The 12,468-nt window shown below is 72.6% G+C and carries 10 protein-coding genes; 5 read left to right on the top strand and 5 right to left on the bottom strand.

Annotation, left to right across the window (positions count from 1 at the left end):
• Positions 1 to 4 precede the first annotated feature (4 nt).
• Complete coding sequence (locus DEJ12_RS02615) at positions 5 to 208, top strand: CsbD family protein (RefSeq protein ID WP_111028950.1); 204 nt, start codon at positions 5 to 7, stop codon at positions 206 to 208.
• 85 nt (positions 209 to 293) lie between these two features.
• Here DEJ12_RS02615 and DEJ12_RS02610 read toward each other — a convergent pair whose 3' ends face one another.
• On the bottom strand, positions 294 to 836 hold the full coding sequence (locus DEJ12_RS02610) for an NUDIX hydrolase family protein (RefSeq protein WP_111028949.1): 543 nt from the start codon (positions 834 to 836) through the stop codon (positions 294 to 296).
• Between the two features lie 73 nt (positions 837 to 909).
• Here DEJ12_RS02610 and DEJ12_RS02605 point away from each other — a divergent pair, with 73 nt between their 5' ends.
• A complete protein-coding gene (locus tag DEJ12_RS02605; protein ID WP_111028948.1) occupies positions 910 to 1,530 on the top strand; it encodes an alpha/beta hydrolase in 621 nt (206 codons plus the stop codon).
• A gap of 71 nt (positions 1,531 to 1,601) precedes the next feature.
• Here DEJ12_RS02605 and DEJ12_RS02600 read toward each other — a convergent pair whose 3' ends face one another.
• Positions 1,602 to 2,276 carry a PadR family transcriptional regulator gene (locus tag DEJ12_RS02600; protein WP_111028947.1) on the bottom strand — a complete coding sequence of 225 codons (675 nt, stop codon included), beginning with the start codon at positions 2,274 to 2,276 and terminating at the stop codon, positions 1,602 to 1,604.
• A gap of 160 nt (positions 2,277 to 2,436) precedes the next feature.
• Here DEJ12_RS02600 and DEJ12_RS02595 point away from each other — a divergent pair, with 160 nt between their 5' ends.
• Together DEJ12_RS02595 and DEJ12_RS02590 are read left to right on the top strand one after the other, a co-directional pair.
• The gene (locus tag DEJ12_RS02595; RefSeq protein WP_111028946.1) at positions 2,437 to 7,194 is read left to right on the top strand and encodes a DEAD/DEAH box helicase; all 4,758 of its coding nucleotides are present in this window, start codon (positions 2,437 to 2,439) and stop codon (positions 7,192 to 7,194) included.
• A 50-nt stretch (positions 7,195 to 7,244) separates the two neighbouring features.
• Positions 7,245 to 8,024 (top strand): Fpg/Nei family DNA glycosylase, encoded by a 780-nt coding sequence (locus DEJ12_RS02590; protein WP_111028945.1) that lies wholly within the window; start codon positions 7,245 to 7,247, stop codon positions 8,022 to 8,024.
• Here DEJ12_RS02590 and DEJ12_RS02585 read toward each other — a convergent pair.
• Complete coding sequence (locus DEJ12_RS02585; protein WP_111029101.1) at positions 8,015 to 8,935, bottom strand: LysR family transcriptional regulator ArgP; 921 nt, start codon at positions 8,933 to 8,935, stop codon at positions 8,015 to 8,017. The two genes, DEJ12_RS02590 and DEJ12_RS02585, sit on opposite strands and share 10 nt — an antisense overlap.
• A 69-nt stretch (positions 8,936 to 9,004) precedes the next feature.
• Between DEJ12_RS02585 and DEJ12_RS02580 the strand changes: the two genes are divergently transcribed.
• Entirely contained in the window at positions 9,005 to 9,748 is a 744-nt protein-coding gene (locus DEJ12_RS02580; protein WP_220034764.1) for a LysE/ArgO family amino acid transporter, read from the top strand.
• A 138-nt stretch (positions 9,749 to 9,886) separates the two neighbouring features.
• Here the strand turns inward: DEJ12_RS02580 and DEJ12_RS02575 are convergent, their stop codons facing one another.
• Together DEJ12_RS02575 and DEJ12_RS02570 are read right to left on the bottom strand one after the other, a co-directional pair.
• Positions 9,887 to 11,362 carry an APC family permease gene (locus tag DEJ12_RS02575; RefSeq protein ID WP_110863247.1) on the bottom strand — a complete coding sequence of 492 codons (1,476 nt, stop codon included), beginning with the start codon at positions 11,360 to 11,362 and terminating at the stop codon, positions 9,887 to 9,889.
• A 226-nt stretch (positions 11,363 to 11,588) separates the two neighbouring features.
• Complete coding sequence (locus DEJ12_RS02570) at positions 11,589 to 12,461, bottom strand: hypothetical protein (RefSeq protein ID WP_110859458.1); 873 nt, start codon at positions 12,459 to 12,461, stop codon at positions 11,589 to 11,591.
• Between the last annotated feature and the right edge of the window lie 7 nt (positions 12,462 to 12,468).

Raw genomic sequence — 12,468 nt, 5'->3', positions numbered from 1 at the left:
GCCTATGGCTGGCATCGATGACATCAAGAACGCCGCTGAGAAGGCGGCAGGCAAGGTCAAGGAAGCCGTCGGGAACGCGACCGACAACGACCGCCTGAAGGCCGAAGGCCAGACCGACCAGGGCAAGGCCTCGGCGAAGCAGGGCGTAAACGACGTCAAGGACGCCGCGCACGGCGTCGCCGACAGCTTCAAGGACGACAAGCACTGAAGCCGGTTCGCAACCGCGCTGCGGAGCCCCCGGATCCGATCGGATCCGGGGGCTCCGTCGTGCGCGGGCTTCGTCGTGCGCGGGGCTAGTGCAGGGCGCCGACCGATGCCAGACCGGCCCGCAGCAGCGCGCCGCGTCCGCCTTCCATCTCGTCGGCGACGGCGTCGGACGCGGCTTCCATCGGGGTCATCCACGTGAGCTCGAGGGCGTCCTGCCGGGGCTCGCACGTCCCCGTGACGGGGACGACGTACGCCAGCGAGATCGCGTGCTGCCGCTCGTCGGTGTACACCGAGGCGCCGGGCAGCGGGAAGTACTCGGCCACGGTGAACGGCGTCGGACTCGAGGGCAGCTGCGGGAACGCCATCGGCCCGAGGTCCTTCTCGAGGTGGCGGAACAGCGCGGTGCGGATCGACTCGCCGAACATCACACGGCCGGACACCAGGGTGCGGGCGATCGAACCGCTCGGGGAGACACGCAGCAGCACGCCGACCTCGGTCACGACGCCGAGGCCGTCGGTGCGGACGGGGACCGCCTCGACGTAGCAGAGCGGCAGACGACGGCGGACGTTCGCGAGCTCCTCGTCGGACAGCCAGCCGGAGTCGGGATCGGGGGTGCGCAGCGAGGACATGCACCGTGTCTACCAGGGACGGCGGCGAGTTCGGCGGAAGGCGCGGGAGTTGGGGATGGTTAGCGTTGTCCACATGATCGATGCGGACCTGGTGCAGTGGACACGGAGTACCTCGGACCGGCGGAGCACACCCCTGCTCGTGGCGATGCACGGGGTCGGGTCGAATGAGCACGATCTCCTCGGCCTCGCCCCCGCGCTGCCGCCCGCCTGGACCGTCGCGTCGCTCCGGGCGCCGATGCCGTGGGGGCCCGGCTTCAGCTGGTACCCGCTCGGCACGCCCGGCTCCCCAGCGCCCGAGGCGGTGGACGCCGCGACCGCCGAGGTGCTCGACTGGATCGACTCCGTCGCCGCCGATCACCCGCGGATCGGGCTGCTCGGGTTCTCGCAGGGCGGCTCGATGGCGCTCCAGCTCCTGCGCGCCCGGCCCGCGGCGTTCGCGTTCGCGGTGTCGCTGTCGGGGTTCGTCGTGCCCGGCGTCACGGACTCCCGCGACGAGGCCGTGTCGGCCGTGCGGCCGCGGGTGTTCCTCGGGCACGGCGACCTCGACCCGGTGATCCCGCCCGAGGCCACCGCCCGGACGCAGGCGTGGGCCGCAGCGCACACCGACGTGACCGACCGCACCTACGCGGGCCTGCCGCACGCCGTGTCGACGGCGGAACTGGCGGACGTGGCGGCCTTCGTCGACGCGGTGTAGGCGCACGACGACGGACAGGAGGCCCGGTGCCAGCTGGCACCGGGCCTCCTGTCCGTCATGGGTGACGTCCGTCAGTCGGCGAGGATCTGGAGCAGGTCCTTGCGGAGCTGGTCCACCTTGGCCGTGGCGGCCTTGGCCTGTTCCTCGGTCGCGGTGCTGCGGTACATCTGCAGGACGCCCATGGTCTTCCGGAGCGCCTCGAAGAACTCGCGCTGGGCCTCCGGGATGCCCGGGGCCCCGTCGAGTGCCGCGGCGATCTCGTCGGCCTTGGCCTCGGTCTCGGCCTTGCCGGCGTCGGTGAGCTCGAAGAGCGTCTTGCGGCCGTCGCCCGACGAGACCACGAGGTCTTCGTCGACGAGCTGCTGGAGCGTCGGGTAGACCGAGCCGGGGCTCGGCTTCCAGGCACCGCCGGTGCGCTCGGCGATGGTCTTGATGACGGCGTACCCGTTCTGCGGGCCCTCGGCCAGCAGACCGAGGATCGCGAGGCGGACGTCACCGCGGCGACGGCGTTCGCGGCCGAAGCCGGGCCCGCCGAAACCGGGGCCGAAACCCATGCCCGGGCCGAAGCCGGGGCCGAACCCGCGGCCACCGAAGCCGCGGCCGCCGTGGTCGTGGTCACCGCGGTCACGGCCGGGGAAGCCGGCGCCGTGGTGCTGCCGCGCGCCGCCGAAGCGGGGGCCGCGCGGGCCGAACCCGCGCTGGTCGCGGGGGGACGTGTTGCTGTTGTCGTCATACGAGGGGCGCATGAGGAGTCCTTTCGTCGTGCTGAGTCGGCTCGCGATCGGTCTGACCTGATCGTCTTCGTCGTATCGCGATGTGTTCACGATAGATCGGTAACTATCGCTCTGTCAAGGGGTACGTGCGCTCGGCCTGCTGTCGGTGGTGGCGGGCAGGATGGGACGGACCATGACGGACGTCTTCGAGCGCTTCTCCCCCGCGACCACCGAGTGGTTCCGCGGCGCCTTCGATGCACCGACACCGGCGCAGGCCGGGGCGTGGGACGCCATCTCAACCGGGCAGCACGCACTCGTGATCGCCCCGACCGGCTCCGGCAAGACCCTGGCGTCGTTCCTGTGGTCGATCGACCGGCTCATCAGCGCGACGGACCGTCCACCGGCGAAGCAGCGCACGCGCGTGCTCTACGTCTCGCCGCTCAAGGCCCTCGGCGTCGACGTCGAGCGCAACCTCCGGAGCCCGCTCGTCGGCATCACCCAGACAGCTCGGCGCCTCGGCACCGAACCGCCGGACGTCACGGTCGGGGTGCGCAGCGGTGACACCGCGTCGTCCGACCGCCAGAAGCTCCTGCGCCAGCCGCCGGACATCCTCATCACCACGCCCGAGTCGCTCTACCTGATGCTCACCTCGCAGGCGCGCGAGACCCTGGTGAACGTCGACACGGTCATCGTGGACGAGGTCCACGCGGTCGCCTCGACCAAGCGCGGCGCACACCTGGCCGTGTCGCTCGAGCGCCTCGACGACCTGCTCGACAAGCCGGTGCAGCGCATCGGGCTGTCCGCGACCGTCCGCCCGCCGGAAGAGGTCGCGCGGTTCCTCGGCGGCCGTGCACCGGTGACGATCATCGCGCCGCCCGCGCAGAAGACCTTCGACCTGCGGGTCGTCGTGCCCGTCGACGACATGACCGAGCTCGGGGCGCCGCCGGTGGGTGCGGACGCGTCCGAGTCGCCGACGAACGGGTCGATCTGGCCGCACGTCGAAGAACGTGTCGTCGACCTGATCGAGGAACACCGCTCGACCATCGTGTTCGCGAACTCGCGGCGGCTGGCCGAACGACTCACGGCTCGGCTCAACGAGATCCACGAGGAACGCGTGCTCGCCGCCGCCGGTGACGGCGTGCTGGTGCCGGCGGGTGCGTCCCCGGACGACGACGGCCTGCCCGTGGCGCAGGGCCGACCGCAGTCACCGGCCCGCACCTCGGCGCACGCCGTCGCACCCCAGGGGGCCAAGCGCCCGCCGGCGCAGCTGATCGGCGGGTCCGGGCAGACCGGCGGCGGGGGCTCGGACGCCTCCGTCCCGGTGCTCGCCCGCGCACACCACGGCTCCGTGTCGAAGGACCAGCGCGCGATCATCGAGGACGACCTGAAGTCCGGTCGGCTGCGGTGCGTCGTCGCGACGAGTTCACTCGAGCTCGGCATCGACATGGGCGAGGTCGACCTGGTCGTCCAGGTCGAGGCGCCGCCCTCGGTCGCGAGCGGCCTGCAGCGCGTCGGTCGTGCCGGCCACCAGGTGGGCGAGATCTCCCGAGGCGTGCTGTTCCCGAAGCACCGGGCTGACCTGGTCAACAGCGCGGTCACGGTCGAGCGGATGGTCACGGGCCAGATCGAGTCGATCTCGGTGCCGGCGAACCCGCTCGACGTCCTGGCGCAGCACACCGTGGCGGCCGGGGCGATCGACACCCTCGACGTCGAGCACTGGTTCGAGCTCGTGCGGCGGAGCGCCCCGTTCAGCGGCCTGCCCCGATCGGCGTTCGAGGCGACGCTCGACCTGGTCACGGGCCGGTACCCGAGCGACGAGTTCGCCGAACTCCGGCCACGGCTGGTCTGGGACCGCGTGCACGGCACCCTGACCGGGCGCCCCGGTGCGCAGCGACTCGCGGTGACGAGCGGCGGGACGATCCCCGACCGCGGCATGTTCGGCGTCTTCATGGTCGGCGAGAAGGCGTCCCGCGTCGGCGAGCTCGACGAGGAGATGGTCTACGAGTCGCGTGTGGGCGACGTCTTCGCCCTCGGTGCGACGAGCTGGCGGATCGAGGAGATCACCCACGACCGCGTCGTCGTGAGCCCGGCGTTCGGGCAGCCCGGACGCGTGCCGTTCTGGAAGGGCGACGGCATCGGCCGGCCCGCCGAGCTCGGGCGGGCGACCGGTGCGTTCGTGCGCGAGGTCGAGGGCGCCTCGGACGACGACGCCCGCGCCCGCGTCGCCGCCGGTGGACTGGACGAGCGCGCGATCACCAACCTGCTGACCTTCCTGCGCGACCAGCGCGCGGCCACCGGTCACGTGCCGAACGACACCACGCTCGTCATCGAGCGGTTCCGAGACGAGCTCGGGGACTGGCGGCTCATCCTGCACTCGCCCTACGGCATGCAGGTGCACGCGCCGTGGGCCCTGGCCGTCGCCGCACGGCTGCGCGAACGGCACGGCATCGACGGCGACGCGATGGCGGCCGACGACGGCATCGTCGTCCGCATCCCGGAGACCGACGCCGAACCGCCGGGTGCCGACCTGTTCGTGTTCGAGCGCGACGACCTCGAGGCCCTGGTCACCGATGAGGTCGGCGGCTCGGCGCTGTTCGCCGCGCGGTTCCGTGAATGTGCGGCGCGCGCCCTGCTGCTGCCCCGACGGAACCCCGGGCAGCGGTCGCCGCTCTGGCAGCAGCGGCAGCGGGCCTCGCAGCTGCTCGAGGTCGCGCAGAAGTACCCGACGTTCCCGATCGTGCTCGAGACCGTGCGCGAGGTGCTGCAGGACGTCTACGACGTGCCCGCGCTGCTCGGGATCGCCGACGACATCGCCGGACGCCGGATCCGCCTGGTCGAGACGGAGACCGAGCAGCCGTCGCCGTTCGCCCGGTCGATCCTGTTCGGGTACGTCGCGGCCTTCATGTACGAGGGGGACACCCCGCTCGCCGAACGCCGGGCAGCGGCCCTGTCGCTCGACTCGACCCTGCTCGGCGAGCTGCTCGGACGTGCGGAGCTGCGCGAGCTGCTCGACCCGGCGGTCATCACCTCGGTGGAGCGCGACCTGCAGCGGCTGTCGCCGGACCGCCGTGCCCGTGACGCCGAGGGACTCGTGGACGTGCTGCGGCTCGTCGGCGCGCTCGACCTCGACGAAGCGGTCGACCGGAGCTGGCTCGCCGACGCCGCCGACCGTCCAGCGGCCACCGCCGAACTGCGCAGCACACTCCAGGTGTTGGAGCGCGACCGCCGGGTGCTCTCGTTCTCGCACGCCGGGGCGACGCGCTGGGCCGTGATCGAGGACGCCGCCCGCCTGCGCGACGCCCTCGGGGTCCCGCTGCCGATCGGTGTGCCGACGGCGTTCGTCGAGCCCGTGGCCAACCCCCTCGGCGACCTGATCGGCCGCTACGCCCGGTCGCACGGGCCGTTCTCCGCGCAGGAGGCCGCCGGTCGCCTCGGGCTGGGCATCGCCGTCGTGCAGGACACCCTGCGCCGACTCGTCGCCGACCGCCGGGTGGTGGAGGGCGAGTTCCGACCCGACCGCCAGGGTGCCGAGTGGTGCGACGCCGAGGTCCTGCGACGGATCCGCACGAAGTCACTCGCAGCGCTGCGGCACGAGGTCGAACCGGTCTCGCCGGACACCCTCGCCCGCTTCCTGCCCGCGTGGCAGCACGTGCAGACACCGGGGACCCGCGGCGGGCTCCGTGGCGTCGACGGCGTCCTGCAGGTGATCGACCAGCTCGCCGGGGTCGCCCTGCCCGCCAGCGCCTGGGAGACCCTGGTACTGCCGTCGCGCGTCACCGACTACTCGACGAGCATGCTCGACGAACTCACCGCCACCGGCGAGGTCCTGTGGTCCGGCGGGGGCACCCTGCCGGGCAACGACGGCTGGGTGCGCCTGCACCTGGCCGACACCGCGGCGACGACGCTCGCCGAGCCCTCCGGGGACGAGACGACCGAACTGCAGCGGGACGTGCTCGGCGCCCTGGCCGGCGGTGGCGCGTACTTCTTCCGGCAGCTGGGCCAGGCCGTGGGCAGCAGCGACGACCAGGCGCTCACCACCGCGCTGTGGGACCTGGTCTGGGCCGGGCAGATCACGAACGACACGTTCGCCCCGCTGCGCTCGATGCTCGGCGGCAAGGCGAAGAGCTCGAGCGCCCCGCGGGCTCGGGCCTACCGCGGCCGTCGGCGTCCGACCATGCCGACGCAGTCCGGGCCGCCGTCCGTCGGGGGTCGCTGGTCGCTCCTGCCGCTGGCCGAGTCCGACTCGACCGTTCGGGCCGCCGCGACCGCCGAACAGCTGCTCGAACGCTACGGCGTCGTCACCCGCGGTGCCGTGCAGGTCGAAGGTGTCCGCGGTGGCTTCGCCGGGGTGTACCGGGTGCTCTCGCGGTTCGAGGAGTCCGGCCGGGCTCGTCGCGGGTACTTCGTCGAGGGGCTCGGTGCCGCCCAGTTCGCCACCGGCCCGACCGTCGACCGGCTGCGCACCTACGCCCGCGAACTCGGCGACGACGAGCGCGACGACCCGGACCGGAAGCGCGAGGCGCTCACGCTCGCCGCGACCGACCCGGCGAACCCGTTCGGGGCCTCGCTGCCGTGGCCGACGGGCGACGCCGACCCCGGTCTCGTGGCCGACGACAGCGGAGCCGCCCCGCCTGAGACCGCGGTCGGCAGCGGCGCGAAGACCGCTCGGGGCCACCGGCCCGGGCGCAAGGCGGGTGCCCTCGTCACGACCGTCGACGGCAAGCTCACCGTGTACGTGGAGCGCGGCGGCAAGTCGGTGCTGACCTTCACCGACGACGCCGCCGACCTCGCTGCCGCCGCCGCCTCGATCGCCGGCATCGTCCGGACCGGGCTGCGGAAGCTCTCGGTCGAGCGGGTCGACGGGGACTTCGTGCTCGAGACGCCGCTCGGCGGCGCGCTCCGGGCCGCGGGGTTCACGGCGACCCCGCAGGGGCTGCGGCTCCGTGTGTGAGGCGAGCCGCGCCTCCCGGCAGTGCAGCGACCACGTGCCGGAGGTGACCCGTGCCTGAAGGCGACACCGTCTACCGGGCTGCCCGCCGCCTGCACACCGCGCTGGCGGGCAAGGTCCTGACGAAGAGCGACTTCCGGGTCCCCGCGTTCGCGACGCTCGACCTGGTCGGCCGCACCGTCGACGAGGTCGTCCCCCGCGGCAAGCACCTGCTGCACCGCATCGGCGACCTGACCGTGCACTCGCACCTGAAGATGGAGGGCCGGTGGGACGTCTACGCGCCCGGTGACCGCTGGCGACGTCCGGCGCACCAGGCCCGGGCGATCCTGGACGCCGAGGGGGTCTCCACCGTCGGCTTCGCCCTCGGGGTGCTCGAGGTCGTGCCGCGCGACCAGGAGTCCGAGGTCGTCGGACACCTCGGGCCGGACCTGCTCGGCCCCGACTGGGACGCCGACCTCGCGCTCGCCAACCTGACCGAGGACCCCGAGCGCCCGGTCGGGCTGGCACTGCTCGACCAGCGGGTGCTGGCCGGGCTCGGCAACGTGTACCGGAACGAACTCTGCTTCCTGCGCGGGGTGCTGCCGACGCGTCCGGTCGGGCAGGTGCCGGACCCGGCGCGGACGATCACGCTCGCGAGCCGACTGATCCTGGCGAACCGCGACCGCAGCGCCCGCGTCACGACCGGCGTCGACCGCCCCGGGCGACGGTTCTGGGTCTACGGCCGTGCCGGCAAGCCGTGTCTGCGGTGCGGGACACCGATCCGGCACGGCGAACTCGGCGACTCGGAACTCACCCTGCGCGACACGTACTGGTGTCCGCGCTGTCAGTCTTGACGCTGTCGCGCGGGGTGCAGTCGCGACGACGCGGTCGCACGGACGGCGTCGGTGACCCGTTCGAGCAGGGGTGACGCCAGGTTCCAGCGCTGCCACCACAGCGCCACGTCGGCGTGCCGACCCGGGGCCAGCTCGACCAGGACGCCGCTGGCGATCGCCTCGAGGCACTGTGCCTCGGGCAGCAGCCCCCACCCGAACCCGAGCGTGACCGCACGGGCGAAGTCGGCGGAGGTCGGGACGAAGTGACGCGGGCCGCCGGGAGCGTGGCCCAGGACCTGCCGCAGGTACCCCTGCTGCAGGTCGTCGTCGCGGTCGTAGTCGACGAGCGGGACCTCGTCGAGCCGCCGGAGCATCCGCCGCTCGGTGCCGGTGTCGCCGAGGTAGCGGGCGACGAACGCCGGGGACGCCACCGCCCGGTACCGGTCGATGCCGAGTGGCACCGACGAGCAGCCCTGCACCGGGTCTGCCTCGGCCGTCACGGCGCCCATCACCGTGCCGGCGCGGAGCAGCTCGGCGGTGCGGTCCTGGTCCTCGCGGTGCAGGTCGAAGACCACCTCGGTGTCGGCCCGGACGAGGGCGAGGGCGTCGAGGAACCAGGTGCCGAGCGAGTCGGCGTTCACGGCCAGCGGGATCGACGGCACCACCGACGATCCACCGCCGAGCGCTCGGGAGGTCTCCTCGTCGAGCAGCCGGACCTGCCGTGCGTGCCGGAGCACCACTGCGCCGTCCGCGGTCGGGCGCACCGGGGTGGTGCGCTGGAGCAGGACCCGACCGACCTGCTGCTCCATCGACTTGATCCGCTGCGAGACCGCCGACGGGGTGATCGCCAGCGCACGGGCCGCCGCGTCGAGCGTGCCGTGGTCGACGGCGGCGAGCAGCGTCTCGAGGTGCTCGCGCTGGAACCGGGTCATGCAGCTGAGCTTACGGCGCTGCAGGAACATGAGCTGTACTACACCGGCACCCGGCCCTAGCGTCAGATCGTGACCTCGCTCCTGCCCCTGCTCTCCGGCCTCGGCACCGGCCTCGCACTGATCGTCGCGATCGGTGTGCAGAACACGTACCTGCTCCGGCTCGCGGTCAGCGCAGGACTCCGGGTGGTGGCCGCGGCGGTCGTGGTGTGCGCGGTCTCGGATGCGCTGCTCATCGTCGCCGGGGTGCTCGGGGTCGGCGCCGTGGTCGAGCGGTTCCCCGTGGCGCTCCTGGTGATCCGGTTCATCGGTGCCGCGTTCCTGCTCACGTACGGGGTGCTCGCGGCGCGGCGTGCGCTGCGGCCCTCGGGGGACGCGATGCGGGTCGCTGACGAGGCGGCCGACGACGGTGTGGTGGGCGCCAGCGCGGACGCGGGCGCGGGGGTGGACGCGGCGGTGGACGCGACCACCGGCACGACGGTGGCGGCGGGGCGGACGCGTGCCGCGCCTCCCGGCCAGGTGGTGACCATGCGGACGGCCGTGCTGACCATGCTCGTCTTCACGTGGGCGAACCCGCACGTCTACCTGGACACGCTGGTGTTCCTCGGGTCGGTGGCGAACCAGCAGGGTGCGGACGACCGGTGGCTCTGGACGATCGGTGCCGTCGCGGCGAGCTGCCTGTGGTTCGGGGCCCTCGGGTTCGGCGGACGCCTGCTGCGGCCGCTGTTCGAGAAGCCGCTGACCTGGCGGGTGTTCGACGGGCTGGTCGCCGTCGTGATGCTCGCGTTCGGTGTGCTCCTGCTCGTCGGCGCGTAGCGGCGGCGCCCGGGCGGCGCGGCGGGCGGGCGGGCGGTGGATGCAAAACACCGGTGTCCACACGTCGCGCCGCGGTCTGCGGGTGTGCAACGTGCGAACACCGGTGTTGTGCGGGCCAGGCCGACCCGCGGAGCCGCCCTACTGCATGCGCTGGCCGACGCGGCTGTGGCGACGGCTGTAGCCGAAGTAGATGACGAAGCCGATGGCCAGCCAGACGACGAACCGGAGCCATGTCTCGACCTCGAGGTTCAGCATCAGCCAGAAGCACAGCACCGCCGAGATGATCGGCAGCACGGGCGACCACGGCACCCGGAAGGCCCGCGGTGCGTCGGGCCGCGACCGACGCAGCACGACGATGCCGATCGACACCAGGACGAACGCGGACAGCGTGCCGATGTTGATCATGCCCTCGAGCTTGTCGACCGCCGTGAACCCGGCCAGCAGCGCCACGACGACACCGGCGACGACCTGCACGCGCACCGGGGTCTGCGTCTTCGGGTTGGTCTTCGAGAACCAGCGGGGCAGCAGGCCGTCGCGGCTCATCGAGAAGACGATGCGGGACAGCCCGAGCAGCAGCACCATGACGACGGTGGTCAGCCCGATCAGGGAGCCGATGGCGATGATGCCGGCGGCCCACGGCAGCCCGACGATGTTGAACGCCGACGCCAGGGACGGTGTGTCCTCCTCGGCCAGGCGCTGGTACGAGACCATGCCGGTGATGACGATGCTGACGCCGACGTAGAGCAGGGTCACGATGCCGAGGCCGATGAAGATGCCGCGCGGCAGGGTCTTCTGCGGATTCTCGGTCTCCTCCGCGCTCGTGGCGACGACGTCGAAGCCGATGAAGGCGAAGAACACCAGGGACGCCGCGGCGAGCAGGCCGAAGACGCCGTACTGGGCGGGCTCGGCACCGGTGAACCAGGACACGAGCGACTGCGTCCAGACGCTGCCCTCGGCCCCCTTGGCGGGCTCGGCCGGCGGGATGAACGGGGTGAAGTTCGCGGCCTTGACGAAGAACGCACCGGCGACGATGACGAACACGACGATCGCGACCTTGATGACGGTGATGACCGCCGACACCCGCGACGACAGGCGCGTGCCGAAGGCGAGGAGCACCGTGAAGATCCCGACGATGAGCACCGGACCCCAGGTGAAGGGGATCGGGCCGAGCTGGATCGTGCTCGGCAGGTCGACGCCGAACACCTTGAACGCTTCGCTGAGGTAGATGCCCCAGTACTTCGCGATCACGGCGCTGGCCGTGAGGGTCTCGAGGATGAGGTCCCAGCCCACGATCCAGGCGAGCAGCTCACCCATCGTGGCGTAGGTGAACGTGTACGCGGAGCCGGCGACGGGGATCGTCGACGCGAACTCGGCGTAGCACATGATCGCCAGGCCGCAGGTGACGGCGGCGAGCAGGAAGGAGATGATGACGCCGGGCCCGGCGAAGTTCGCGGCGGCGTTCGCGCCGACCGAGAAGATGCCGGCGCCGACGGCGACCGCGATCCCCATCGCGGCGATGTCGAACGTCTTCAGGGAGCGTTTCAGGGACCTGCCCTGCTCCTCGGAGTCGGCCAGGGAGGCCTCGATCGACTTGATGCGGAGCTTCGTTGCCATGGGGTGGATCCCGTCATCGGCTGGCGGCGGACCTCGGAAGGGTACTGGTGTACCACTGTGTCACGCAAAGCGTCCGCCCGGACGGTGGGCCGGTCCGGCGACGGCCGGGAGGCGCGGCGGGGGTCCGGCGCGTACCGCTCGGCCAGCCGATGGGTGCGTCCAGGGCCGCGGTCGCGTCAGCGGGGCGCGGTTGCGGCCGCGTCAGCGGGATGCGGTTGTGCTCGCGTCAGCGGCCCGCGCGCCAGTCCGCCAGGAACCGGGCTCCGGCCTCGTCGTGGATCACGCCGTCGGGCGCGGTGAGCACCGGGTACGGCGTGGCCGGCACCCCGTCGGCGGGACGGACGTCGACGTGCGCGACCTCGTGGCCGTGGGCGTGCAGCCAGTCCGCCATGGCGTAGTCGCTGCGGGAGTCCCCCACGGTGCGCCAGGTGACCGGGAGCTCGCCGTCCTGCCCGAGGAGCTCGAGCGAGCGTTCGGCGCCCAGGTCCTTGCCGCTGCGGTCGGACTCGACGTCGGTCGAGATGATCGTGGGGTCGATGCGCCACTGCACGGCGCCGTCGGCGTCGGGTCGGACGTCGTCGAGTCGGCGGACACCGAGCCCGCGACGCTCGAGCGCGGCCATGGCCTTCGCGTCGAACTCCGGCTGGCGGGCCAGGTAGGTGGCGTTCGGCACCTCGACGCGCTGCTCGATCGACACCATGGCGCGCTTCGTCTCGTCGAAGAACACCAGGTCGGCGTACTCGTCGCGGACCAGCTCGCGCATCTCGTCGGCGTAGTCCCGCGGCAGGGCGAGGTCCTCGGCGACCGTCAGTTCGCCCATGCCGCCGTCGTACTGCGGACCGATCGAGCACCACACGGCGCCCTTCTCGCAGACCGCGTGGACCCGGCCACCCTCGGCGAGGCCACCGGCGAGCAGCGGACCGACGACCTCGGAGCGGATGAACGCGTCGCTACGGCCGGTGTTGAAGACGATCGGGATGCCCTCGGCGGCGAGCGCGACGAGGTCCGCGACGATGCTCGGGATCGCGATGGTGCGGGAGACCGGGCTGGCGATGGGCCCGTCGACGTCGAGCAGGAGACCGAGGCGGGGTGCGTTCACCCGCCCA

This window comes from Curtobacterium sp. MCLR17_059, from assembly GCF_003234665.1.
GTDB classification, from domain to species: Bacteria; Actinomycetota; Actinomycetes; order Actinomycetales; family Microbacteriaceae; genus Curtobacterium; species Curtobacterium flaccumfaciens.
This window is presented reverse-complemented; position numbering and strand designations above follow the sequence as displayed.